This window comes from Chitinophaga nivalis, assembly GCF_025989125.1.
GTDB lineage: Bacteria > Bacteroidota > Bacteroidia > Chitinophagales > Chitinophagaceae > Chitinophaga > Chitinophaga nivalis.
Genome location: NZ_JAPDNR010000001.1, coordinates 928362 through 955091, shown reverse-complemented (window position 1 = coordinate 955091; position 26730 = coordinate 928362). Strand labels below are relative to the sequence as shown.

General features: G+C 44.2%; 20 protein-coding genes and 1 tRNA gene. 8 read left to right on the top strand and 13 right to left on the bottom strand.

The genetic code is table 11. From position 1 onward, the window contains the following. Nucleotides 1-59 precede the first annotated feature (59 nt). Nucleotides 60-260: a hypothetical protein gene (locus tag OL444_RS03980; RefSeq protein ID WP_264734526.1), complete on the bottom strand. Its 201-nt coding sequence runs from the start codon at nucleotides 258-260 to the stop codon at nucleotides 60-62. A gap of 249 nt (nucleotides 261-509) precedes the next feature. On the opposite strand from OL444_RS03980, the gene OL444_RS03975 reads away from it, so the two are divergent. Further along, nucleotides 510-713, top strand: coding sequence for a hypothetical protein (locus tag OL444_RS03975; protein WP_264734527.1), 204 nt, complete (start codon nucleotides 510-512; stop codon nucleotides 711-713). 112 nt (nucleotides 714-825) lie between these two features. Here the strand turns inward: OL444_RS03975 and OL444_RS03970 are convergent, their stop codons facing one another. The 3 genes from OL444_RS03970 to OL444_RS03960 form a co-directional block, all read right to left on the bottom strand. Beyond that, nucleotides 826-1956: a rhomboid family intramembrane serine protease gene (locus tag OL444_RS03970; RefSeq protein ID WP_264734528.1), complete on the bottom strand. Its 1131-nt coding sequence runs from the start codon at nucleotides 1954-1956 to the stop codon at nucleotides 826-828. A 772-nt stretch (nucleotides 1957-2728) separates the two neighbouring features. Further along, nucleotides 2729-3925 carry a cytochrome P450 gene (locus tag OL444_RS03965; RefSeq protein ID WP_264734529.1) on the bottom strand — a complete coding sequence of 399 codons (1197 nt, stop codon included), beginning with the start codon at nucleotides 3923-3925 and terminating at the stop codon, nucleotides 2729-2731. 298 nt (nucleotides 3926-4223) lie between these two features. After that, complete coding sequence (locus OL444_RS03960) at nucleotides 4224-5417, bottom strand: cytochrome P450 (RefSeq protein WP_264734530.1); 1194 nt, start codon at nucleotides 5415-5417, stop codon at nucleotides 4224-4226. A gap of 364 nt (nucleotides 5418-5781) precedes the next feature. Between OL444_RS03960 and OL444_RS03955 the strand changes: the two genes are divergently transcribed. The 4 genes from OL444_RS03955 to OL444_RS03940 all read left to right on the top strand — a co-directional run bounded on the left by OL444_RS03955 (nucleotide 5782) and on the right by OL444_RS03940 (nucleotide 11207). After that, a complete protein-coding gene (locus OL444_RS03955) occupies nucleotides 5782-6654 on the top strand; it encodes an isoprenoid biosynthesis enzyme family protein (RefSeq protein WP_264734531.1) in 873 nt (290 codons plus the stop codon). A gap of 573 nt (nucleotides 6655-7227) precedes the next feature. Continuing rightward, the gene (locus OL444_RS03950) at nucleotides 7228-9042 is read left to right on the top strand and encodes a M57 family metalloprotease (RefSeq protein ID WP_264734532.1); all 1815 of its coding nucleotides are present in this window, start codon (nucleotides 7228-7230) and stop codon (nucleotides 9040-9042) included. Between the two features lie 349 nt (nucleotides 9043-9391). Continuing rightward, nucleotides 9392-10426, top strand: coding sequence for a hypothetical protein (locus OL444_RS03945; protein WP_264734533.1), 1035 nt, complete (start codon nucleotides 9392-9394; stop codon nucleotides 10424-10426). Between the two features lie 229 nt (nucleotides 10427-10655). Continuing rightward, nucleotides 10656-11207, top strand: coding sequence for a hypothetical protein (locus tag OL444_RS03940; RefSeq protein ID WP_264734534.1), 552 nt, complete (start codon nucleotides 10656-10658; stop codon nucleotides 11205-11207). Between the two features lie 137 nt (nucleotides 11208-11344). Here OL444_RS03940 and OL444_RS03935 read toward each other — a convergent pair whose 3' ends face one another. The 7 genes from OL444_RS03935 to hflX form a co-directional block, all read right to left on the bottom strand. After that, nucleotides 11345-11842 carry an SRPBCC family protein gene (locus OL444_RS03935; protein WP_264734535.1) on the bottom strand — a complete coding sequence of 166 codons (498 nt, stop codon included), beginning with the start codon at nucleotides 11840-11842 and terminating at the stop codon, nucleotides 11345-11347. After that, on the bottom strand, nucleotides 11839-12159 hold the full coding sequence (locus OL444_RS03930; RefSeq protein WP_264734536.1) for an ArsR/SmtB family transcription factor: 321 nt from the start codon (nucleotides 12157-12159) through the stop codon (nucleotides 11839-11841). Before OL444_RS03930 ends, OL444_RS03935 begins: the two co-directional genes overlap by 4 nt. Nucleotides 12160-12574: 415 nt before the next feature. Further along, entirely contained in the window at nucleotides 12575-14245 is a 1671-nt protein-coding gene (locus OL444_RS03925; protein ID WP_264734537.1) for an RNA-binding domain-containing protein, read from the bottom strand. A gap of 141 nt (nucleotides 14246-14386) precedes the next feature. Further along, nucleotides 14387-14460 (bottom strand) — tRNA-Asn (locus OL444_RS03920). Nucleotides 14461-14620: 160 nt separating this feature from the next. Beyond that, nucleotides 14621-16255 carry an ArnT family glycosyltransferase gene (locus tag OL444_RS03915; protein ID WP_264734538.1) on the bottom strand — a complete coding sequence of 545 codons (1635 nt, stop codon included), beginning with the start codon at nucleotides 16253-16255 and terminating at the stop codon, nucleotides 14621-14623. Nucleotides 16256-16323: 68 nt separating this feature from the next. Continuing rightward, complete coding sequence (locus OL444_RS03910; protein ID WP_264734539.1) at nucleotides 16324-16665, bottom strand: Rieske (2Fe-2S) protein; 342 nt, start codon at nucleotides 16663-16665, stop codon at nucleotides 16324-16326. After that, complete coding sequence (hflX, locus tag OL444_RS03905; RefSeq protein WP_264734540.1) at nucleotides 16665-17855, bottom strand: GTPase HflX; 1191 nt, start codon at nucleotides 17853-17855, stop codon at nucleotides 16665-16667. The genes OL444_RS03910 and hflX overlap by 1 nt, the downstream gene beginning before the upstream one ends. 185 nt (nucleotides 17856-18040) lie before the next feature. Here hflX and OL444_RS03900 point away from each other — a divergent pair, with 185 nt between their 5' ends. Both OL444_RS03900 and OL444_RS03895 read left to right on the top strand, forming a co-directional pair. Continuing rightward, nucleotides 18041-20068: a S9 family peptidase gene (locus tag OL444_RS03900; RefSeq protein ID WP_264734541.1), complete on the top strand. Its 2028-nt coding sequence runs from the start codon at nucleotides 18041-18043 to the stop codon at nucleotides 20066-20068. Nucleotides 20069-20169: 101 nt separating this feature from the next. After that, on the top strand, nucleotides 20170-20946 hold the full coding sequence (locus OL444_RS03895) for an enoyl-CoA hydratase-related protein (protein ID WP_264734542.1): 777 nt from the start codon (nucleotides 20170-20172) through the stop codon (nucleotides 20944-20946). A gap of 134 nt (nucleotides 20947-21080) precedes the next feature. Here the strand turns inward: OL444_RS03895 and OL444_RS03890 are convergent, their stop codons facing one another. Continuing rightward, complete coding sequence (locus OL444_RS03890) at nucleotides 21081-21785, bottom strand: porin family protein (protein WP_264734543.1); 705 nt, start codon at nucleotides 21783-21785, stop codon at nucleotides 21081-21083. Between the two features lie 283 nt (nucleotides 21786-22068). On the opposite strand from OL444_RS03890, the gene OL444_RS03885 reads away from it, so the two are divergent. Further along, nucleotides 22069-25017 (top strand): PAS domain S-box protein, encoded by a 2949-nt coding sequence (locus OL444_RS03885; protein WP_264734544.1) that lies wholly within the window; start codon nucleotides 22069-22071, stop codon nucleotides 25015-25017. Here OL444_RS03885 and OL444_RS03880 read toward each other — a convergent pair. Next, the gene (locus OL444_RS03880) at nucleotides 25014-26729 is read right to left on the bottom strand and encodes a sensor histidine kinase (RefSeq protein ID WP_264734545.1); all 1716 of its coding nucleotides are present in this window, start codon (nucleotides 26727-26729) and stop codon (nucleotides 25014-25016) included. The genes OL444_RS03885 and OL444_RS03880 overlap by 4 nt on opposite strands. Between the last annotated feature and the right edge of the window lies 1 nt (nucleotide 26730).

The window sequence follows — 26730 nt, the reverse complement described above, 5'->3', positions numbered from 1 at the left end:
ACAAACTGCTGCTGACAGCAGGTAAGCGAAACGTATTTTTTCATAGCGGTATAGCAGCGTTACTCACATGCCACCACACAATTATCCATGCAGGCCAGCAAATCGGGAATTACATCTCCGTAGTTGTTGCGGCAACAGATATTACAGCGCATGAATCCCTCGTCACAGCTGCAGACAAAAGGGTAGGAGGCGGAACTGTATTTAATGCTTTTCAGCCGGCTTCGGTGGAGCAATTTACCGGGTAATGACAGTTTTTCCATGAGTTAAAAGGTTTATTACAGGTATCGCTGTACAGCGGTTTACGTATAGCAATTGTAATTTAAGAGAAAGGGTTGCTGTACGGCCGCATTTGTGATGAGTAGTATACCGCACTATTCCTGCATACATATTGCAGCAACCGGTACTACCTTAGTTATCAAGGTTGTTAGCTTTCTGAAACCCACAACCTTATTTACATGAACCCTACTGTAGTTCTTGCATGCTTTCATTAACACGCAAATCTCATTATTATGAAACACTTACAAACTTTAGGTAAAAACCTGAACAGAGGCGATCTTAAAACCATTAGCGGTGGCAACATGGCCAGTATTAAAGACCTCTTTGGCACCCGATGCACCAGCTCTTCCCAATGTACCGCGCCTTGCCAGGCAGATGGCTACAGAGGTGGTATCTGTATTGGCCTGGGGATTATGACGTGCAGATGTTATGCATAATTCACCCTCTTTTCCACTTACATTCAGCCGCCCCGCTTCTGCAGCCACTCGCCGGAAGCGGGGCGGCTATTATGTTGATAGCAGCAGGTTAGCTGCCAGCAACTTATTCTAATCATTCAAAGATATGCTTACCCGTATTGCGAATGGGGAGCACCGGCAGTACACCGCAAATAAAACCAGCTATCAGGCCGCTGAGATGTTCAGCATTGGTTGCATTGGGAGTAACCCATCTAATCGTCAGGTTCAATCCCACATACAATGCCAGGGCCCACCATATTAGCACTCTCGATTCTGCCGGTATTGCTTTTCGTATTAATAGTCCGGCTAATACACCATATAAACCGAATGTAGCACCGGGGGGACCCAGGTGTACCACATCCTTTCTCCATAACATACTACATATCGCGGCAATAATGCCGGTAATAAGGTATACTGCCAGTAATCGTCGGGCACCGATAAAGCGCTCCAGAAGCAAGCCTCCCGACACCAGACCTATCATGTTGTAACCAAGGTGCATCAGGCTTGCATTCACAAAAATACTGACCGGGATACGCCAGTATTCTCCGGTTGTCACCAAAGGATAATACAGCCCTCCAAATGGGAGCAGCGAAGAAGCCGATACGCCGAAAGGATTTAAACCACCTAAAACCATAAAAACAAAATACAACAGGTTGAGATGAATCAGAATGGCCGTCATCGGGTACTTCCCACGGGGATGCAGGAACTGAAATACCCACTGGAACATATCATCCTGTAGGGGTAATCCTTTTTTGAAACGGCGAAGTTCTACATCATCTATCCTACAAAACAGCACGACCATAAAGTAAAGCAATACACCTATACCGATTGTACCTATTATCCATGGCAACGAATTCATCCCCCTACTTTCAAATGCTGTATAACGAGGTATTAGTATCACGGCATGCTTTCCTGCATCAGGAAACCGGCTGGTTATCGCCTTTTTGAACTGCTCCGATTCATCACTCCAATGCAGGCATTCAAAATAAGTTTCCTGATGAGAATTATACCTTCTCCATTTATCATCTACCGACTGCAAAAAAGAGGTGTATTCCGCTTCTGTCTCTGCTATGCTCAACCGATTATTAATGCGATGCTGATATTTCTGCCCCAGCCACACCAAAGGAACCGAACCACTATTATAACGGCGCAGGGGTATTGTGATGTAAAATGAAAAATTGAGATCCTCACGATGTTTTCCGCTTGCGACCTCCTCTCTATGCATAGTGGCAGCAGTAGTATCTATCTGATAATGAGCGATCTTATAATACCGGTTATAAACAGCAGTCCCGATATCTTCCGGGTATTGTACCTCTATTAATGGATAAGCGGTACGGGTAATATAAGCCTGTGCCATCATTACAGGAAGTACCAATGATACAAATACTCCCATCAACATAGAAACGGAGGCTCCCTTTTTAAGCTTTAATATTTTATACCTGCGTCTGATAACCAGGGTAAGTATTACCGCTATCACACCAGGTAACAAATCGTCCAGTATCAATCGCTTTACAGGCAATATCTGCCATTTAATATCCAACAACCATCTCAGGAAGGTATAACAGGGAGTAAATAATAAAACTGCTATCAGATAGGGCAGGCATATAATGAAAAATTTATCCTTCAAAACTTCTTTTTGCACGTTATTATTGATTGGCATATATCTCAGGTACCCGGGATGGCGGAAACCATTTTAGCGGGCAAAGGTACATGTCTGCGCTATTATTGCACGGAAAAATAATGCGGCGTTGATAACATAACGCCTCCATCATTGCTGCCAATAGGGATGGGAGTAGCCTATCCGGGAAATATATGCCGGAATAAAAAGTTGTCTTGCCACAGTACAAACAGGTAATACAACGTGATCGATAGCCGGAAACGAAAGTTAACAGCCGGGCGCCATGGGGAGGGCCTGTTTGAATAAGCATTTCGTTTCCAGCCTGCTGTTATGGGTTACAAGTATTCTTTGCGTGCTTGCTAATAAGGGTTATAGATGGTTATTTCTCGCCATTATACGTGAAAGTAATGGGTAAACTTTTCAAACAATTAACGGTCGTACTCGGGTGCAGGGTTAATGCAGCGCCTTCTTTCAATTTAATGTCACTGAGCTGTGGCAGGAGATAACCAAAAGCAGCCCTGGCCTCTTGTCTGGAAACCGCTTCACCCGGGCAGTAATGAATACCATGACCAAAGTTTAATATCTGTCCCAGATTTTTCCGGTTGATATCAAAAACATCCGGCTCAGGAAATATCGCATCATCAAAATTAGTGGCGCCTAACCAGGGTACCATAAAATCTCCTTTATGGATTTGTTGCCCACCCAACTCTACATCTTTAGCTGCTACTCTGGAAAAGGTAAATATGGAAGGATAAAAACGCAGCACCTCATTGAGCATAGCGGGGAGATCTGCCGGCTGCTGTCTGACCTGGTCTTGTATATCCGGGTAAGTAATCAGTGCCCTCATCACATTGCCCAGAAAAGCGGTGGTAGATTCCACGCCTCCCAACATCACCGAAAAAGAAAGGGATACCATATCCAGCACAGATACCGACTGATCTTCGATCTTGGAATTGAGTAAAATTCCGATGAAATCGTTCTTCGGTTCTACTTCATGTTGCCGGATAACTTCCTCCAGAAATTGTTTGCCTTCCAGCTGAGCCTTAAAGAACATTTCATAATCTCTCGTCATTTCCGGGCTGGCCAGGATGGTCCCTGACAGGTTCTTCACCACCTCAAAATCTTCATCCCTGATACCCAGTATTTTCATTACAATCCACAACGGTAACAGATCTGCAAAGTCTTTCATAAAATCCATCTCGCCTTTTTCCAGGAATGGCGTCAACATCTGCTGGGTTAGCTCGACTACTGTTGACTCCATGCGATTTACCAGGAAAGGGCTTAAACCTTTACTGAGTACCTTACGCAGTTTTGTATGATCCGGCGGGTCTTTAAAAATCAAGGATTCTCCCAATAAGACATTATTGGCTGATTTAGGTATATATGCAGAAGTAAAGGAACCGTGATCCCGAAACACCTGTGCAACATCTTCATACCTGAAAACATGCCATGCTCCCGTAGTACCACTAAATAGTGTGAATCTGCTGTCAAAAAAAACCGGGTTATCCTTTTGCATCTGCCGAAACCAGGGTATCGGCGCTAATAATGAGTCTGGTACGCTATTGATTTTTTCCATTGTAAATAAAATTTACTTGCAAATAACTGTTACACCACATGAAACAATTTATCAGTGCAATATTTTAACATAGGAAGTGCCAATAAAGGCCTCCAGCCGGTATCGACACGGTATATCCTGAAAATATATGGCGGAGCAAGAAGCTATCTGCAGTAATAGGAGCGGAAAAAGGCTCCCACATGATATGGGCACAAAGGCAAACTTAACAGCCAGATACCTTATTGGGGCTGTTCTTATAAATTATTTTCTGTTACGGGTGGCTAATACAATCGTGTATTGTACTAATGCGCTTATGTAGTTATTGCTCCCCATTATACGTGAAAGTGATGGGCAGATTTTTCAAACAGTTAACAGTTGTACTAGGATGCAGTGTTAATGCAGTATCCTCTTTCGGTTTAATGTCACTGATTCGCGGCAGGATATAACTAAAAGCGGCCTTGGCTTCCTGTCTGGAAATAGCTTCCCCCGGACAGTAATGAATACCGTGACCAAAGTTCAGTATCTGCCCCAGGTTTTCCCGGGTTATATCGAAGATATCCGGCTCAGGAAATACCGTATCATCAAAATTAGCAGCACCTAACCAGGGTATTACAAAATCTCCTTTATGGATTTGCTGTCCTCTCAGCTCTACATCTTTAGCTGCCATCCTGGAAAAGGTAAATAAGGGCGGATAAAAACGTAATACCTCATCGAGCATAGCGGGCATATCATCAGGATGGCGGAGCACCCGCTCTTGTATATGCTGATGCGTAATGAGTGCTCTCATAACATTACCCAGAAAAGCAATGGTTGTTTCTACGCCCCCTAACATTACTGAAAAACAAAGGGATACTATTTCCTGAATAGGTAACGACTGATCTTCTATCCCTGACTTGAGTAAAATTCCGGTGAGGTCATGCTGCGGTTCCAGCTCATGTTGCCGGATGACTTCCTCCAGAAAGTGTTTGCCTTCCACCTGCACCTTAAAGAACATGTCATAATCTCCGGTCATTGCAGGATTAGCCAGTATTTTCCCAACCAGGTCTTTCACCACATCAAAATCTTCATCTCTGATACCAATTACTTTCATGATAATCCATAGTGGCAACAGATCCGAAAAATCCTTCATAAAATCCATCTCTCCTTTTTCCCAATAAGGCGCCATCAGCTTCCTGGTTAGCTCATCTACAGTTGGTTCCAGCCGGGTCATCAGGAATGGGCTTAAGGCTTTACTGAGTGCCTTACGCAACTTGGTATGATCGGGCGGGTCTTTAAAAATCAGCGAGTCTCCCAGCAAGCTATTTGTGGATTTAGGTACATATGCGGATGTATAAGCGTTGTAGTCCCGAAATACCTCTGCCACATCTTCATACCTGAAAACCTGCCATGCGCCCATACCGCCGCTAAATAGCGCGAAGTTACTATCAAAAAAAACCGGATTATCCTTTTGCATCTGCCGGAACCATGAAATGGGAGATAATAATGAGTCTGGTACACTATTTATGTTTTCCATTGTTGATACAATTTACTTGCAAATAACAGCTACACCGTATGAAAATATTTATCAGCACCCTGATTTCACAAGAAAAAAATATACTACAATCCTATTGCTGTACAATCCTATATCTTTAAACCATTACCGGATATCCCTCCCTGACAAAAGATAATAAAAGTATTGTATCACATCTTCCTTTAATGGCGAGCCATTAACAATACCGTATTGTTTTTACTCTCTGTTGCTGCTGCTGTATTTAGTCAGCAGCAGGAAGATGGCACCCGGAGAGTTGTATAAGCGATACTTGTTATCGATGTATCAATTAAGCTGATAAAAATGTCGTCTGTTAAAAGCATACTTATAACCAAAATCAAATTTAATTATGAAAACAGCACTAAGAGATATCCTAAAAGCAACCATAAAAGAAAGAATACCTTTTTCCTATGTAGAAAGTATGGCTGTCAGAGAACTGGAGTCAAAATTCAGATACTGGTGTGAAGAGGAAATCAGCCGGTTCCATCCCCATCAGAATTATTTTGAAATTTCGTACCGGGTATCGCTGTATTGTTATCCGAGAATTGATATGCCACATGATCTGTTATTTTCCTTCATGAAATGGCTGGCCGTTATTTTTTTTATAGATGATAAAGTGGTAGAAGATCGAAAAAATTATTTCACACAGGGATACAGCAGTTTTATTCATAACACGATCGCTGAAGATGAACTCGTCGCATTTTATATTGATCAGGCAAGGTCTTTCATGCACAATGCCTATGCCACCGACGCACCGCATGTGGTAAGGGTTATGCAACACTGGATGTCTATATCTGTAATTGAAGATGTGATTACCAGTACGGATTTTGAGAATAAGCATTTAATGAACTATATCAGAATGGGAACAATAGGGATGTATATGCTTTTTGAAGTCAATAAAACCTTGCTGCTAAAAGAAGGTAAAAGTGCACGCACGGCCGATCTGGAAGTATATCGGCTGGGTGCCTATGCTGTAGCCTTAATAAATGATCTTTATTCCTATAAAAAAGAATTAAATGAAGATGGTACGGAAATTAAGGGCAACGCTTATATCAGACAATTCCCCAATACTGACTTTGATATTATCTTTAACAAAGCACTGGAAGAAATCATTATTGTTTTTGATAAATATAAAACACTTATTACCCCTTACAATCAATACATCACGGAATCGGTACTGGGCCAGCTGATAGCGCATGATTATCTGGACAGATATAGCTGATTCACTTTCATACTGCATCATTACAACCTGCAGTTATCCTGGTAGTCATGCAGACACTTTAGAAAATACCGATCCTGTTTTTATTCCGCCGGATGACATTTCATACATGCCCTAAAACGTCAGTCCGGCGGATGTCGCATTAACGGCTGTCTTATTATCATAATTTGTCTTTCTCGCATCTTAAACATCTCTATTAAAATCAGGCAATAGATGCATCCATCAGCATAACGGATACGGATATACATTTTCGCTGTTGCCGTCTGCATATAAAGTGTTGTAAAAAAATATCACTGTATATATTCCCGGCAAATGCTGTATGTAATAACATTGCAGCCGGAATGAATATTTTTAACAAGTGTAAAATACAGGTATCCCATATACACACTATCATTGAACAACAATACTTATGATAGCAACTCCTATATTCAGCAACCTACAATAGCCTATTATTAACTATAGTATAATACTTCAAAATCTCTCTTTTGTATTTGCATGAATAACCATTTTTATACTTGAACATTATTCCTTTCCGGAATGCCAATTTTTATGTTTAAAACCCTTCAAATGAACCTCATGAAAAAAAGTAAGTACCTGGCGTATGCCTGTATGCTAACGAGCATACTCATCTCTTCCTGCCAGAAGGAACAAATCCATCAAAAAGAAAAACCTGGTGAAATTACCAGTACAGTACTCAACCAAATAAAATCGCTGGGATTCAGTACCAAAAACATCCAAAAAACAGCCGAAGGTTATCTGGTAGAAAATGATATCCTCTTAACTCCCCAAAACCTGGAGCAGGCGGGTACTATTACCAGTCTGCTTATTGCCAAAACAGAGCAATACCAGACTACCAATCTTGTAACATCCCTTCCTCGTACTATCACAGTCACCGTTTCCGGGCTGAATAACTATTTTGTTCAGGCAGCACAGGAAACGGTTAACAATTACAATGCGCTGGGACTCCGGCTGCGCTTCCAGTATGTAAGTGGTAGCGCTGATATTATAATACGGGGCGAATGTCTTGGTGCCGGGCAGTTAGGCTATTCCGGTTTTCCTACTGGTGGCAATCCATATCCTACGGTAGTGATGAACTCCTGTTCTCCTTATTTTGGCAGTAATGTGGGATTTATCAGAAGTGTGCTCGAACATGAAATTGGTCACTGTATAGGATTCAGGCATACTGACTGGTTCGATCGTTCCTATAGTTGCGGTTCGGGGGGCAATGAAGGCGATGCAGGAGTAGGCGCTATCCATATTCCGGGCACGCCTTCCGGCACAGATGCCGGTTCCTGGATGCTGGCATGTAACAGTGGCACTGCACAGAGCTTCAACGAAAATGACAAAACAGCATTGCGTTATCTCTATGGCGCCCCTCAACCTGCCCTGCAATTAACCTCTGCTCCGGTGGTGATCGCAAGGGGAGATGATACCTATGGCGTTGGTATTTATGCGAAAGGTCCCAACAACAACCTGTTCCACCGGTATTTTAATTCTCAAACAGGGTGGTCTGTCTGGGAAAACCTGGGTGGACAACTGGCTGAAGCACCCGTAGCGATTCATAGAAGTACAGATGGTTATGGTGTAGGCATTTACGTTAGGGGGGTTAATAATAATCTCCTGCATAAATACTTCCAGTCAGGAGTAGGCTGGTCGGCCTGGGAAGACCTGGGTGGACAGCTGACTACCCCACCAGCAGTTATCAAAAGAGGGACCGATCCTTCCGGTGTCGGCATCTATGCCAGAGGCACTAATAATAATCTTATCCACAAATACTTTACGCCTGGAGTAGGCTGGTCTGCATGGGAAGATCTCGGTGGACAATTAACCTCCGCTCCCGCAGTTGTATCAAGAGGCAATGATGTTTATGGTGTTGGCATTTATGCCAGAGGTGTCAACAATAATCTTATCCATAAATATTTCGAATCAGGTTCCGGCTGGTCTGCCTGGGAAGATCTGGGTGGCCAATTAACTTCTGCCCCTGTAGTCACCAGGAGAGGATTTGATGCCTATGCGGTAAATATTTATGCGAAAGGTACCAACAACCATCTCATTCACAAATTCCTCCAGGCTGGTGTAGGATGGTCGGCATGGGAGGACCTCAGTGGCCAGCTGATTTCTCCACCAGTAGCCGTCATCAGAGGCAATCCCGATGGCATAGGTATTTATGCAAGAGGGTTCAATAATGAGCTGATACATAAATACTTTGCTCCAGGTGCAGGATGGTCAGCCTGGGATATCCTGGGCGGACAGCTAACCAGTGATCCGGCTGTCGTAAGAAGAGGCAATGATCCTGTTGGGGTAGGTGTTTATGCAAAAGATATAGACAATCACCTGATTCATAAATATTATGACCCGGCAACGGGTTGGTCCGGCTGGAGCACCCTGTAACCAACAACAAACTGCTATCCCTCTCCGGCGGCCACTTTCAGCCGGAGAGGGTAGGAGGTTTACCCATTCTGCCCCGGTAATTAACAGCTAAACACCTGTCTGTATTTACCACTATCGTATAACGGACATGACTATATGCTCCTTCATACGATAGCTATTGGCAACATTTTAATACCAACAAACCATTCCGGAAAGGAATGCCCGTTTTTATGTTTAAAACGCTTCAAATGAATTATATAAGAAAAGTAATTGCTTTTCTTATATCAGCCTGTCACCTCTTTTTAATTTAAAATAGTGTATATCTCAAATGCAAAAAGTATCTTTAATACATCAGTAAATATGCATTGTCATGAGAAACATCATGAGATATATCCCTTTCTTTCTATTGAATAGTTTAATCGTTTGCTATACGATTCCGGCAAAAGCACAACAAACAACTACATCTGCCGCAGCCAGCATCCAGCATTGGATGACAGCGTGGGAACTGGTCAGTGACCATATTTTTCATTTATCTCCTACCTCTGCTCCTGAGTTATTATTTTTTGACGATACCTATAGTTATACCACCTCAGCAACCAGTGCACCCAACGGCACGCCTTTCAAAGGCCCTGCCTTCCGGGGAAAGCAGCTACCCTGGCGTGTTGCCCCCTATCGCGACAGCCTGATCCTACCCAATGCCACCAAAGTACCTGTGGGTCTGATGAGCTTTGCCGCCCCTTTCAAAAACGGGAATGGTTTCTTTGTAATGGGCACACCACCATATTGGGAAAAAGCAGGTATTCAAAGCCAGGAGCTCGGATTGAAAAAAATGCTGACAGGTGTATTCCTACATGAATTTGCACATACCCGTCAATTCAACGGCATAGGCAGACTGGTAGATAGTATTGAACAACAACACGCCTTTACCACTATTAACCTGACAGATGATATTGTACAGGACTATTTCAAAAAGGATAGCATTTATGTGCGTGAATTTCAGCAGGAAGTAAACAAATTTTATGAAGCGGCATTTACAACAGATAACACCCTATTCATCAAACTGGTTAAAGAAGCGCTCTCCCTGCTACGCCAGCGACAAGCAAAATATTTCACCGGAGAAAAAGCCGTGTTGAAACCTTTAGATGATATTTTTCTGTCGATGGAGGGATTAGGACAGTATACAGCGGTGCGCTGGTTAATACATCCCCGTGGTGGAAACCTGTCTTTTGATACCGCCGTTGAAGGCTTCCGCAGAAAGCGGAACCAGTGGTCTCAGGAAGAAGGATTAGCCATGTATTTAGTGCTGAATAAGCTGGCGCCTCCCGATTGGGAGCATGATATTTTTGGGAGCCAGCCCCGCTTTATTACCGACTTACTGGAAGCTGCAGTGAATAGCCGCCAATAAAAAGCGACTCGTTTAACGATTGTAAAATTATTCCATCTTAACCCCAATTTTAGATGCTGCATTCGCAATGCAGCATGCGGCAATATCTTTATATTCTTTTTTGCCCAATCCATCTTATCAGTTACACTTTCCGCTATATCTATTGTCATTACGTCCTATAGCTTGTTTATTTATCTATTGCTAAACTGGAAGCACTACACAAATTTTTACCCCCTTAAACTATCACCCAATGAAAAAATTATCTTTTCTGTTGTTAGCAGTTATTTTTTTCTATGCCTGTACCAAACAAAGCATTCAACCAGCTATTCCATCTCCGGCATCCCCAACAACCGCTCAAAAACAAGATGACAAAAAATTACAAGATCCCAACAAGGTCCTCCTATATAATTTTTATTCAGCAACATATGGACACCTGTTTACGACCAACAGTAATTACGCAAATGACCATCCAGGCTGGAGACGAATTACCGGCAACGATCTCATTTATGTATATAACACCCAGATTGGCAACTCCGTACCCGTCTACATCATGCAACATAGAACCCGGGCCGTATACTGCCTGACCACCAATAATACCATTCACCTGAATGAATGGGCCACTACCGGCGTGGCTGATTTTTACGCCTTTTCGAGTCAGGTCCCCGGTGCCGTACCGGTACACCAGTTTTATCATTCACTGAATCCTGCATACGGATATTTTTATGACCTGACGTTAAATCCGGTTGTAAATGGCTGGGTAGAAAATACCGTGAAGTTTTATGCTTTTAACTCTCCTAATTAATTGCAGGTAAATACATTTTAATTGCCAACACAAAAGGTATGTGCATAAGCAGCTGATAACAGCTGCCTGTGTACATACCTTCAGCTGAATAAGCACGGAATCAATGATATCATCGTTCATCCCGATAGCTATCGGGATCAGGAGCGTTTCGATAAAGTCGTCAACAGGTTTTCAAGATTGGTCAGGCTCATAGTGAATCCTTCTTTAAAGCCCATTTCAATCATCTTCTCCATACGGGCAAGAGATTCATTATAAATAGTCATGTGCACGGTTGTCTTTCCGTTCTGTTCCTTAAAAGTGTAATCCCAGTCGGAACCCGGTAATTCAATGTTTTCATCTTTGTCTGCAAAAGCATTAAACAGTTTGAAATTGGTTTTGGGGCTGATGGAAATGTATTGCTGGATGGCCCAACGCTCGTGTCCTTCGGGGCTTACCATTGCATAAAATCTTCGTCCGCCTACCTTGAAGTCCATAAATTTTGTTTTTGAGGTCCAGGGTTTAGGCGCTACCCATTGGTCAAGCAATTCTGCCTGGGTAAATGCATCCCATACCAGCGATAGGTCAGCATCAAATTCTCTCGTTATGAATACCGTTTTCGCAGCTTTGTCAACAGTAAAATCAAATAGTAAATTCATTTTTTCTTACTTTTTAAGGTGTACAATACTTCATCGAGTTGTTTGAAACTTACTTCCATCCTCTTCCGGAACTGGTCTAGCCAGGTATCGATTTCTTTCATTTTATCGATTTTCAGTGCATAGTAGATTTCCCTGCCTTCCTGCTTTGGAGCCAGGAGGTCGCATTCGGATAGGATGCGCAAGTGTTTGGATATTGATTGTCTGCTGATGTCAAAATGCTCCGCAATGGCATTGGGAGTCATTGCCTGTGCGGCGATCAGGACAAGGATAGCTCGTCTGGTGGGATCTGCAATTGCCTGAAAAATATCGCGTCTCATGAATTGTAATTATGAAGCCGTTTGGTTGCAAATATATGCGAAGCCGATCGGTTGCGCAAATTTTATTTTTGCGTCATTGTTAAAAAACAAAATATGAAGTATGAATCAATACAGGAATTAAAGGATAACAAACGGGGCATGTATCAAAGAGAAAAGGCCTGCATTATTGTAAGCCTTTCTTTCGTTCCTCCTAACAGGAGAAATATCTAATCAATGGCTACCAGATCAACTCGCATTCAGCAAATTATCATTGCCCAAGCTCGAATATTAGAAGATATTAGACCACTAAAAGTCAGCCACACAATAAAACAAAACTGAAAATCAACAACTTACAATCAACCTTCACAACACTTTCTAATTAACGCTCTAATTAACTCTAATTTAAAATGTCACAATATCTCTGAATATCGAATGATTAATTCTTCCAGGCTAATACCCATTTTGGAACTGCATCAGACCCAACATTTTTAACTCTCCCTTTTTTTCTGAGAGTGGAAAGTAAATTATTAATCTTAATTTTCTTTTGCTTATCATCCATCCAATCTGGCAATTTCTTCCATAGCAGATCATCAACATCTTTCCTATTTAAATGATCATGCTCCTTAACTGATTTTTCAATAAAGTCAAGATAGTATGCATTATCAAATCCTTTATTTTTCGAATAATCTGCTTTTTTCCCTATTCCCTCCGCGACCTTTTGAGCAATATAAAAATTCGGTTTCCGTCCTTCAATAAGGCGTTTTGACTTTAACTGTTTTTCTTCTTCAATGCTTAATGGTAACCTTTTCTGAACTTTATCAAGAAGAATTATTTCTACTAAGGTAAGATCCGAATTAGAAGCAAGAATACGTGCATAAGCCTGATTTAAGATCTTTCCAGTCAACGTAACTTTGACTCTTTCATTACTCAAATCATAATCAGGTAACGGAAAAAAACGATCCCGCTGATAGTTATACATCTTTCTAATCCCACCTCCAGCAGTATCAACCATTTTCAGGTTAAACATTGCATTAGCCAAAAAATTATTTCGATACTGTTCTTCAGGAGCATTATCAATTATAACCTTCTCTACTGACCCAGGAATAAAAGTACCTACATTAGTGAATGTTAACTGATCTTCAGACTCAATCACATTAATTCGTCCCGCTTTGGTATAGTCCTGGTGAGCAATACAATTATTTATAGCCTCTCTGATTGAATAAGGCTCATATTGGTCTATTTCTTCAGGGAACAGGGTACCATCTTTTATATAACGATACTTTAAATTTCTAATTTTGGCATACACCTTATCTACAGCAAGCAACATTGGAGGTCCAAATATTGCATAGTCTTTATCATTGCCTGAGCTATCTTTTAAAAGCCAGCGAATTTTTACTTCTGCGGGATTAATGTAATGCTCAGATTCTTCTTTTCCCAATAGAATAATTGCAGTTCGTGTAATTTGTCCTTTAATAAGGAGCTTTGATTTATTTAAAAAAGTTACATCATCCCACTTGTCGACTTCTTTAGCATTTGAAGCAAACTTGCTTGTATAATTTAACCTTGCTAGCTGAATAGCCATTGGGTCCAAATCGTCTATAGTAGCATCGGGAATTATGACCACACTCCAATCTACCGCCAAAGCTTGAGATCTGATCCTATCAATTTCCTCAATATTTAGAGGGTTAAGTTCCTCATTATCCCGACCATAGTAATGACCTTCCCATGCAATCGGAATTCCTTTTGGAGCCGCCGGAATTTGAAACATTATTACTCTACCTTCTTCCAAAAAGATCTCATAAATATCGATAAATGTAATTCTATTAGTCGCTCTATTTGCAATTTCAGACTTAAGACTATCCAAATCTTTTCTATTAGGCCGAAATTGGGACCCAACTATACCATGATGCTTGTTTTCAATTCCAAATACTAACCATCCATATGGCTTTCCTTTTAAGTTGGCCTCATTCGCAATTGCAGAAAAGTACTTTCCTAGTTTATTAAAATCATAGTTAGTTTTTGCCTCTTTGAATTCAACAACTTCAGTTTCTGCAGACAAATTGCGCAAATCAGCTAATATCTTTATTAACTCAAGCTCGTTTTTCATTAAATGAAATTAAGGAAACCAGATAGAAGAATTACATTGACCATGTAAAAGTGTTTTTACTTGATCATCCATAAGTGATGGAGCAAATTATACCGAAAAACAAAAAAGGTCCGCATCACTGCAGACCTTTCTTTTTTTTCGCTCCCCCTGCTGGACTTGAACCAGCGACCCTCTGATTAACAGTCAGATGCTCTAACCAACTGAGCTAAGGAGGAGTGTTTCCCGTATCGTTTGTGCGATTTGGGATTGCAAAAATAGGTAATTTTTTATTTTCACAAAATCCTTTTGCACTTTTTTTGAAAAATTTTTTCAGAAAGAAAAATAAATCCGCTCAAACCAGCCACCACAAAGCATTCCATCAAAAGAAAAATTTTTCTATTTTTCTACACGCACCAGGGATCTTTCCACCAAAGCACTGGCACGGGTGGCTTTCCGGACGAAAGGAAGATCCAGTTTACTCACGTAAAAGTGAGGGAACGTTTTGATAATCGTACAGGTATAACCTTGCTGTTGCAAGCCCGTAATGGCTTCCGGCGTAGTAAACAATACTGCCGGCACCGTAAACGTTGCTGAATCATACCGGTTGACCGGTGCCTTCAAATAAAAATCAAACCCATAGGAATTAGCCTGATAAAGGCTTACCGGCGTTTCTGGCAAGACATTATTGGCATAAACAGCAGCGCTGCTACCACTCTGATATTGCATCATATCGGGGTAGAGGATGGTGTTCAGGTAGAGATTCAACAGTATGCTGATGGCCACTGTCCGGTAGAAAACAGCTTCCCGGGTAGTTTTATCCAACCAGTAGTGCAGCAGGATATAAAGCAGAATCAGGGCGCCCGCAGGTAGCAACCACGCATAGTGCATCGCAGGTTTGTATAACAGGTCTATCACAGTACCGGCAACGGCTATCAGGATAATGATCGTGTACTGGGTTGTCCGGTAGAACTTCATGCCTTTGTCGGTGTGTATAGACAAGATGTATTTCGCGGTAAGGATGGCGAAGAAGGGGAAAATAATGTTGAGGTAGTGCGGCAGCTGGAATTTCGACAGGGAAAACAAGGCGAAAGTGGCCAGGCCGGCACAGATGCAATAGTATTCCTGCTGTTGTTTCCAGCGCTTTACAAACAGGATGATGGCGGTATACAGTAATATGGACCAGGGCAGGAAGGCCCATAACAACGTATGAAAAAAGAAAAACGGATCACCGGCGCCTTTGATCGGACCTGTATTCATAAAACGGCCAAATTGGCTGTCCCAGAAGAAAAACCGCAGACCAGATACGCCTGTATGGCCAAATACCACTTTCTCCGGATGCAGGTCAAACTGTTGGTATAAGGCATATAGTTCCGGTATGATGAATAAGGCGGTGAGCAACAGGGCTAATACCCATCTGAGATGGAACAGTGCCTTCCAATTGCGTGTAAACAGCAAATGACCGCCAATAGCGGCACCAACGGGCACAATGGCAAACATACCCTTGGTCATGATGGCGCAGGCCAAAAACAAGGCGCCAGGCAGGATTTTTTGCCGGTAGAAATAATAAACCGCTGCGATGATTAAGCCGGTGAGATAAGGCTCTGCCCTGACATCATTATTGGAAATAACCAGGTGTTCGGCGGTGAGCAGGATACAAACAGCCCAGCAGGCTACTTTTTCACCATATAGGGAAAGGGCAAAACGATAGGTGTACCAGGCCCCCATCAGGAGAAACAGGATAGCCGGCAGTTTATAGGACCAGGTGTGTATACCGAATAGCCGGAAGCTCAGCGCAGCCATCCAGAAGGGGAAGTGGGGCTTATCCAGCCAGTCATGGCCATCGGCATACAGGTTCAGGTAATCATGTTTCAGTACCATGGTTTTGGCAATACCTGCATATAATGCGCCATCAGGCTCTAATATAGGTACAAACAGGGCACTGAACTGTAATAATATCACCGTGACAGTCATCAGCAGTAAAACCTGCTTTTCGGTGAGTACTCCGGATCTGGTTGTAGGTATAAAAAGCATGATGAAAAGTTACAGGCATATACCGGTTACTTAAGCGCCCCTTTTTACTATTAACAGAAAGATAATCCCTACCAAAGCCATCCGCTCTTCTCCATTCCTACGTACGCACCGTCATCCCGTTGTTCTATAGGATAGGTCTTCAGGTAGTAGCCTTCCCCACTGCAATTGTAACCGTTTTTAATACTGAATTTATACCGGTGCAGGGGACAAACAACATTGCCGGTGGCATCAATGACCCCATCGGCCATTATGCCGCCGGCATGCGGACATTTAAAGGCAAAGGCAAACAGCTGTCCTTCATACAGGGTACAGCAGATCTTTTTACCATTTACCTCTATTACGCTGATGGCTTTTTCCGTAAAAGGCAGGTTGCCTTCATCCAGCTTATGCCAGGAATACGTTTTGGCCATTAGTAGAAGAATTCAGTTTTATAGGGATAACGTTCCTTATACAGCTGAGCCACTTTATCCATAATGGTTTTACGCAGTTCCTCAATATTTCTTTTTTCCAGTGCAGAGATGAATACGCAGTTACCGTTGGTTTTAACATCCCAGTGCTGTTTCAGACCAGTCAGAATGTCCTGTTTCACGTCTTCTCCCAGCCATTCGTCGAAGGTGTTGGCCTCATACAGATCCATTTTGTTGAAGATCATGATAGTTGGCTTTTCAAAGGCTTTCAGCTCCTGCAAGGTGCGGTTTACCACTTCAATCTGCTCTTCATATTGCGGATGTGAAATGTCTACCACATGCATTAAAATGTCGCTTTCCCTTACTTCATCCAGGGTGGATTTGAAGCTTTCTACCAGGTGATGCGGCAGTTTACGGATAAATCCTACCGTATCGCTCAGCAAAAAGGGTGTTTGTTCAAATACTACTTTTCTGGTGGTGGTATCCAGGGTAGCGAACAGTTTATTTTCGGCAAACACTTCACTTTTACTCAGCAGGTTCATGATGGTGCTTTTACCTACGTTGGTATAGCCTACGAGGGCTACGCGGATAAATTCACCCCGTTCCTTGCGCTGCGTGAGGGCTTGTTTGTCGATTTCCAGCAGCCGTTTACGTAAGAGCGCTATTTTGTCTTTTACGATACGACGGTCTGTTTCAATCTCGGTTTCACCGGGACCTCTGCTGCCGATACCGCCTCCCTGACGTTCCAGGTGGCTCCACATACCACGCAGGCGGGGCAGGATGTACTGGTACTGCGCCAGTTCCACCTGCACTTTGGCCTGTGCCGTACGGGCGCGGCGGGCAAAGATATCCAGGATCAGGTCACTCCGGTCGATCACTTTTACCTTCAACACCTTTTCGATGTTGGCGATCTGAGATCCGGTCAGCTCATCGTCGAAGATGACCACGGAAATATTACGGCTTGCTATAAACTGATGAATTTCTTCCAGCTTTCCCTTACCTACAAAAGTGGCCCGGTCAGGATGTCCCAGCTTTTGGGTAAAGCGTTTGATGGTCACGGCGCCTGCTGTCTCTGCGAGGAACACCAGCTCGTCCAGGAACTCCTGTACCTGACGCTCCGATTGCTCCCGGGTAATAACACCCACAATGACAGCTCTTTCTTCCGTTTGTACCACTTGTTTTTTCTCGATCAATGTATTTCAGAATTTGCAGCAAAATTAGGTAGAATTTAGGGATTTACGGAGTGACCCCGTCCGGCTGCGGAGATGCTGCACAGACCCGCTGCAATATGCTGTTTTTCTACCGCTGCCCCCTTTAATGTCTGCAATCCCAAAATCTCTTTTTACATTTATAAGATCCAAAACAACCTTTTTACATCATGTATAAACCTTTTTTACTGGCAGGATTATTTATTTCGACTATGACAGTAGCCCAGGACAAAATGACCCCGGAACTGCTATGGCAGTTGGGCAGGGTAAGCGGAGAAGCGGTGAGCGCCGATGGCAAAACCGTTATCTATGGCGTATCCCAGGTGAAACTGGCTGACAACAAAGGAGAAAAAAACCTGTATGCCATTCCATTGGCCGGCGGCACCCCGCAACAACTGACAAACACTCCCGGCGCAGAAGGAGATGTTGCCATCTTACCTGGTAATAAAATCGGCTTCTCCCTGAAAGGACAGTGGTGGGAGATGAATGCTGACGGCACTAACTCGGTGCAGAAAACAAAAGTAGAAGGCGGTATGCAAAATATCCGGATAGCACCGGATGGTAAGCATATCCTCTTTTCCAAAGAAGTAAAAGTGAAGAAGGTCAGCGGCGCCGATCATTACCCCGACCTGACCAAATCCAACGTACAGATATACGACAACCTCAACTACCGGCACTGGGATACCTGGGAAGACGGCAGTTTCCAGCACGTATTCTATGCTACGTACAACAACGGCGAAGTAGGCGCACCAATAGACATCATGGCCGGTGAGCCCTACGATTGCCCGCAGATGCCTTCCGGTGGCGCCGAAGACCTGATCTGGAGCCCCGATGGCCAAAGCATCATTTATGTATGCAAAAAGAAATTCGGTAAAGATTACGCGATCAGCACCAATACCGATATATACGAATACAACCTGGCTACGCAGAAAACCCGCAACCTGTCTGAAGGCATGATGGGGTACGATACCGCTCCGGCCTTTAGCCAGGACGGCAAACACCTCACCTGGCTGAGCATGGCCAACGACGGATTTGAAGCCGATAAAAATGATGTCATCATCCTGAACCGCGCTACCGGTGTAAAAACCAACATTACCAAAAACTGGGATGGTACCGCTTCCGCAGTAAGTTTCAGCAACGACAGTAAAAAAATCTTTTTCCTGGCAGTTATCAAAGGCACCGAACAACTGCTGGAAATCAGCCTGCAGAAAGATCCTGCCCAGACAACGGAAAAGCATATACGCCAGGTAACCAGCGGCGATTTCGATGTCAATGGCATCGTAGCGCAATCCGGCAATACCCTCGTGGTTTCCCGCACGGATATGAACCATGCAGCCGAACTGTTTACCGTAGATCTGCAGAAAGGAGCTATCACTGCGCTGACCAACGTCAATAAAGCTACCTATGAAAAAATAGGCCTGTCTAAAGTAGAAAAACGCTGGATAAAAACCACCGACGGTAAAGAAATGCTGACCTGGGTCATCTATCCACCGGATTTTGATCCTGCTAAAAAATATCCAACGCTCCTGTATTGCCAGGGTGGACCACAGTCCCCGCTGTCGCAGTACTATTCCTATCGCTGGAACTTCCAGCTGATGGCAGCACAGGGCTATATCGTAGTAGCTCCCAACAGAAGAGGGATGCCCGGACATGGCGTAGAATGGAATGCCGCTATCAGCAAAGACTGGGGTGGCCAGCCTATCCGCGACTACCTGAGTGCCATCGACGAAGTAAGCAAGGAAAGCTTTGTGGATAAAAGCCGCTTAGGCGCTGTAGGAGCCAGTTATGGCGGCTACTCCGTATATATGCTGGCTGGCATACACGAAAACCGCTTCAAAACCTTTATTTCCCACGATGGTCTCTTTGACCTGAGAAGCTGGTATGGTACCACCGAAGAGCTGTGGTTTGCCAACTGGGACCTGGGTGCTTACTGGGATCCGGCCAATGCCAACACCTATAAACACTACAATCCCAGCGAATACGCCAACAAGTGGAATACACCTATCCTGATCATTCAGGGGGGTATCGACTTCCGCGTTCCCATTGAACAGGGCCTGCAAGCCTTCCAGCTGGCACAGCTGAAAGGCATCAAAAGCAAGTTGCTGTACTTCCCGGAAGAAAACCACTGGGTGCTGAAACCACAGAATGGTGTGGTATGGCAGCGGGAATTTTTCAGCTGGCTGAAAGAAACCCTGTAGTATCACGTTCTATCAATATCATACAGCGCAGTGGCCACTTCCCCAATAGCCACTGCGCCTTTTTCCTTCCACGATTGATCTCACCACCAAAATTCCATATCATGACAGCTTTATTATTGGATATTCAAGATGGTATTGCCACCATCACCCTGAACAGACCGGAAGTATACAATGCCTTTAATGATCCCCTCAGCTACGAACTGCAGGATGCCCTGAAACAGGTAGAAAAGGATGCTGCTGTAAGAGTGGTGGTACTTACCGGTGCCGGCAAAGCCTTTAGCAGCGGGCAAGATCTGAAAGCTTCTATGGCAGCAGGTAAACGAAATCTGAGTGAGTCGCTGCACAAACGGTACAATCCTATTATCCGGGCGATCCGCAATATGCCCAAACCGGTTATATGCCGGCTCAATGGGGTGGCTGCCGGCGCCGGATGTTCCCTCGCCCTGGCCTGCGATATGATTATTGCCGCCGAAAGTGCCTCCATGATTGAGATATTCGTAAATATAGCCCTGGTACTGGATTCTGGTTCTTCCTATTTCCTGCCCCGCACCGTAGGCTACCACCGTGCTTTTGAACTGGCTACCAAAGCCACGAAGATCACGTCGGCAGAAGCCCTGCAAATGGGACTGGTCAACAAAGTAGTACCGGATGCCGAACTGGATGAGGCGGTACAGGCAGAAGCAGCCTATTACGCCAGCGCCCCCACGAAAGCCATTGCCCTGATGAAAAAGATGCTGACCAAAGGCATGACCGAAAACCTGGATGCGGCACTGGAGTATGAGGCGTACTGCCAGGATATTGCCGGTAATTCGGTCGATAATGCAGAAGGGATACAGGCATTCCTGGAAAAAAGGAAACCGGCCTTTGCAGGCGCCTGAGGAAGGAGTGATATTACAGCATCACCAGGGGTGATGCCATAAAAACATTACGCATGGCAGAACAGTTGGTGCGGAAATCATCCGCCAGCCGCTGTTTTACCATGCGTAATTTTTATGAGATGTAAGCTGTAATCTTACAGGCCACTGATACAGATACCAATCTGGTATGGTCTGATATCGATATTGTTGTTATCTTTTAATAAGGTGTTGAGCGAGTAGGCGCCAAATACAGCGAAGTTACCATAACCTACACGAGCCGTAGCGGCAAAACGCCATGGGTTAAAGAAACCTTTGTTGGCCACCTTGTCAATGTTTTTGCTACCATTGGCACCGGTATTCTTACCTTTTGTATGTGCATCTACCAATGCGCCGATTTTCATACCGATGGCTGCTTTGAAGCCTTTGTTGGCATTATCCGGTACACTGCGGTAACGTATTTCAATTGGTAACTCCACATAAGTGGTCGCTACTTTGAATTTCTTGTATGCATTATTATTGGCAGGGAAAGAAGCCGTGTTGCGGTTAGATTTTCCTGAGATGTCCATGATGTTATCTTTCAGAAACACACCACTGGTGCTGACACCCAGACCTGCAGCCAGACTGATAGGCGAATTCTTTAAGGGAACATCGTACATCAGGGCTACGTTGAAGCCGCGGTTGAACCCTGTCTTTACATTGTCAGGGGCACCGGACCATCCATCATAGGCCAGTTGTATCATCAGAAAATCCCTCGAATGGGTAGCCCTGTTCACCGCTTTATTCATCGGCGAGCCGCCATCCTGTGCAAAAACGCCCATAGCTGCAGCTATCAAACCAAGGGTAAAAATTATTTTCTTCATAAAATATACATACTTAGGAAAAAGAATATTAGGCAAATTTAATGGAATGATTGTAAAACAATTGGTTAAAATATTGCAAAAACATATTTACCAGCTCGCCTAACCGGCGGGAAGTTACACAAAAAGTAATATTGATAGGCCTATTCTTTCCCTGATAACCAAATTATATTGAACAAGATGAATAACGATAATGGCATAAAATATACTTAATTTGAAGAGAGAATCTGTTACCTGATCCCTTAATACCCTTGAATATATCTTTTATTTAAGTCTGCGAAAACCCATGAAGAAAATCGCAAATACCGTCATTGTCCTCGTAGTAGTGGTGCTGATAACACTATGTGTCTTCGTGTTTTATGCATGGATGGTTCAGAAAAGAACAAGGGATGCAGCTACTTCTATTAAAAACAGTAATCTCATTATAGATAAAGCCCGTAGCATTGCGGCACTTGATAACAGCTATACCACCAGCATCCGGGATATGCTGCTCATGGATCAGCAAAAACTTCCCCCACTGGGATTTCAGCCACCAGACAGCATGCAACGGGCCCTGCACCAACTCATGCAAATGGTTAGCCTCAGTCCCCCCAGCCAGAAAGTACTGTTATCCATCCAACACATCCTCCGGGAAAAAATAGCCTACAACCAGGAAATATTACAAACCGCCACCACCAACCTGCCCAAAGCCCGACAACTCATTACCGCTCCCAAAGGACAACAACTACGCCTCCGGCTGCAGCAACTGGTAAGCACCTTCCTGGAAACAGAACGGACGCTCCTCATCCAAAGCATCGACAAAGACGCCTACTATACCCGGTATTCTTTCTGGTCCATGGTACTGGCCAGCCTCCTCATACTGATCCTCCTGGGCGGAGAAGCCCGGTACATTTTCCGGCTCTTCGAAAAATTAAGAAACTGGTCCAACCAGCTGCAAAAGAGTGAGCAGTCTTTCAAACGACTCACCGAGGAAATGGAGCCCATCCTCTTTACCACCGACACCAACGGCCTCTTTACCTACGTCAGCAAAGGTGTTGCTGACATCACCGGCTATTCACATACCGCCCTCATAGGCAAACATTACTCCCTCTTTCTGGAAGAAGATATATTTGAAAACCTGGATACCTTCTACCGGCAACAGGTAGAAGAAGGGCAGGACTATTCTTCCCGGGAGTTTGAAATCATTACCAAAACAGGCGCAAAACGCTGGGTAGAACAACTCACTTCTATTGTACGCCGCGAAGATGGTAAGCTAAAAGAGTTCCAATGTATCGTCCGGGATATAGACAGCGAAAAAAGAAATGATGCCACAGTAGAATACCTGCAAAAACGCCTGGAAGCCATCATCGACTTTATGCCTTCCATGATGTTTGTGAAAGATATGCCCGGCAAATACCTGCTGGTCAATAACCGCTTTACGGAAATCATGCAGGTAGATAAAGATGATATCATTGGTAAAACAGATGCGGAATTATCCCATCATACCTGGGTAGCCCGCTATGCAGAGCTGGACCGGCAGGTGATGAGCACCGGCAACCGGTTTAAAATGGATGATACCATCGAAGTAAAAGATAAAACCTATCACTTCCTCATCACCAAATTCCCGCTTCGCAACAATGCCGGCGAAATGATCGGCGTCTGCGGCATCGGACAAGACCTCACAGAAAAAGTAAACTATATCGCCGGCATCGAAAAAGCCAATAAAATAGCCAAAGAAGCCGTCAATTCCCAGGAGATATTCCTGGCCAATATGAGCCACGAAATCCGTACACCCATGAACGGTATCATTGGTATGACCAATCTGCTCATCCAGCAACAACAGCTTACGCCTACGCAGATTGATTATGTCATGGGCATAAAAACCTCTGCCAGTAACCTGTTGGTGATTATCAACGATATCCTCGACTTCTCTAAAATAAAAGCAGGCAAACTACAACTGCTACATGAACCATTCGAGCTGTTTGAAGTCATTAACCAGGTATTGTTCCCTTTAAAATTACAGGCGGAACAAAAAGGCGTGTCTTTTTATCAGGAGATAGATGATAATATTCCTGCCTATTTACTGGGCGATGAGGTAAGACTGAATCAGATCCTGGTAAACATTGTGGAGAATGCCATCAAATTCACAGTAGCCGGCAGTATCCGGGTAAAAATATGTCTGGCCGGAGAAGATAAAGACCGCTCCACCATCCGCATTGGCTTTACCGTAAAAGATACCGGCATCGGCATTCCACCGGAAAAACAGGCTTCTATCTTCGAAAGTTTCTCCCAGACACATACCGGCAGCAGCCGCAAGTTTGGTGGCACCGGCCTGGGACTGGCCATCTGTAAACACCTGATTGCCCTCCAGGACGGCATTATCCGGGTAGAAAGCAATATCAACGAAGGATCTGTTTTTTATTTTGAATTACCTTTTACCAAAGATCTGTTTGCGACCCAGCAAAAGAAAGATCCGCAAAAACATGCCACGCAGGATAAAGCCCTCGCCGGAAAATTAATACTGGTGGTAGAAGATAATGATATCAATCAGCAGGTAGCTTTCCATACCCTGCGCAATGCCGGCGCCCGTACCGATGTGGTCAGCGATGGTGAAACCGCCCTCCAGATGCTGCGACACAAAACCTACGACTGCATTATCATGGATATCCAGATGCCCGGCATGGATGGTTACCAGACCACCCGCGCCATGCGGCAACAGGGCATTACCGCCAGTATCATTGCCATGACAGCTTCTGCTATCAAAGGAGAGAAGGAACGTTGCCTGGAAGCCGGCATGAATGATTACATCTCCAAACCCTTTGAACCCGAAGAACTGTTTTATAAAATCCAGAAAGGAATGGGAGAGGAGGTAGCTGATTATGTAGCCCGGCCGGTTGCTGCCAACGCCTCACAGGGACCTGTTAATTTCAATACTGTCTATAAAATCATGTCTGGCAACAGTGAAAATATCCGGGTACTGCTGGAAGACCTCCTGAGAAGCGTACCGGTAAAATTTGCAGAACTATATGCCGCTATCCGGGAAGAAAACTGGAACCAGGCTTTTATCATTGCCCACCAGCTGAAAGGCAACCTCGATATCGTAGGCATGCGGGAAGCCGTCACCATTGCCCATAGCATAGAAAGGGACGCCACCCTCACAGAAAATCTCGACACCCTGCCTGCCCGTCTCGAAGAGCTGATAGCAACATATAACAAATATGCACCCCTCATCGAAGAACACATTATGGCTTGTTAAACAGTTCCCAGGGGTGCTATCGGTAACGTGAAGTAAAAACGACTGCCTTTTCCTTCTTCACTACTCACCCCAATCATGCCGCCCTGCGCTTCAATAAATTCTTTGGAAATGGCCAGTCCCAGCCCATTCCCCTTATGTCCTTTCATACCAGGCACCTGGAAAAATCTTTCAAAGATACGCTCCCGGAAAGCAGCAGGGATACCCTTTCCATAATCCCGTACGGTAAACGACAACATATCTGTTCCGGTATCCGTAACCGTTAGTTCTATAGCAGATGACCGGGCCGAATAACGAATGGCATTGGTCAGCAGGTTCACCAGTACCCATGCTGTTTTTTCTACATCTGCCAGTACCCGCGGTAAGGTATCCGGTACCTGGAGCTGTATCGTTACCTCTTGCTGGGTAGCTTGCTTCTGTACCGTATCCAGGGCGTATTGTACGATGTTCAGGGCAGTAACCGGCTGCGGTTGCAACTGAATGTTACCACTTTCCACCTGCGACAGGTCCAGCAGTTCGCTGACAATTTTTATCATGCGGCGATTGTCCTGTTTCAGGCTGCCCACCAATTCTTTCTGCTCATCGCTCAGATGACCGGTCCGTTCATCTTCCAGCAACTTAATACTGAAATCAGATGCCGCCAGCGGTGTTTTTAATTCATGGGAAATCGTAGCAATAAAATGGGTTTTGGCAATGTCTTGTTCTTTGAAGGTAGTAATGTTACGGAGTATAACGACATAGCCTATACGTTTTTCTTCATATTGTATATCAGAAGTTTCCCGGGTAAAGAAACATTCCTTTCCATCTACCACTATTTTAAGGGGGGCATTCTCCTGTGTATTAATCAGGAAACGCAACAGGTCATTCCTTTCGGAAACCGCTGCTGCCGGTTGTCCTATCAGTTCCTTCTCCGGAATATTCAATAATTGCAGCGCCTGTGTATTGGCAAACAGGATAATATTTTTGGCATCAAAGCCGATAGTCGCATCTTTCAGGCTGCTGATCACAGCTTCTGCCCGTTGCTTTTCAAACATGATACGCGCCAGGTTGCTATGGTCGTATTCATCCAGCCGCTGCGCCATGGTATTAAAGGCGGTGGCCAGCTCTCCGAACTCATCGCCGGATTTGAAATACAGCCGTTTGCTGTATTGTTTGTCGGCAATACTTTTAATCGCTTCTGTCAGTGCATGAATGGGGTTGGCAATATAACCGGGGAAGTTATACACAAAGGTAAAGCCCAACAGAAAACAGATACCGCTGATGATGGCGATGTACAATAAGGCATTATCAGCTGTTTTTTTCACCCGTTCATTCTTGCCCACAATGGCGTTCATGTTCACATCCATGATTACATAGATGTTCTTCTTCAGGGCTGATATATCTGCCGTACCGCCCGTAGCATCGTTGGACAAATGCGTAAATATGCGTTGCACAGCCGCTGTGGCCTGCTCTTCGCCCTTTTCTGTTACGTTGCGTTGCTGCCGTTGCAGGTTGGCTGCAAAAGAATCCAGGGCTGCCTTTCTGTTCACAGGCAGCTCTTCCAGTGCTACCAGCATATTTTTGGCATATTCCAGCGACTCATAATTATCCACCAGGATCACTTTCGCTTTTACATTCAGCCGGTTCAGATAATAGTAACCCAATATGCTCACCAGCAGCAGCATGATGTAAAGGAATAATACTCCCAGGGTGATCTTCGTTTTTAATCTGAGCATG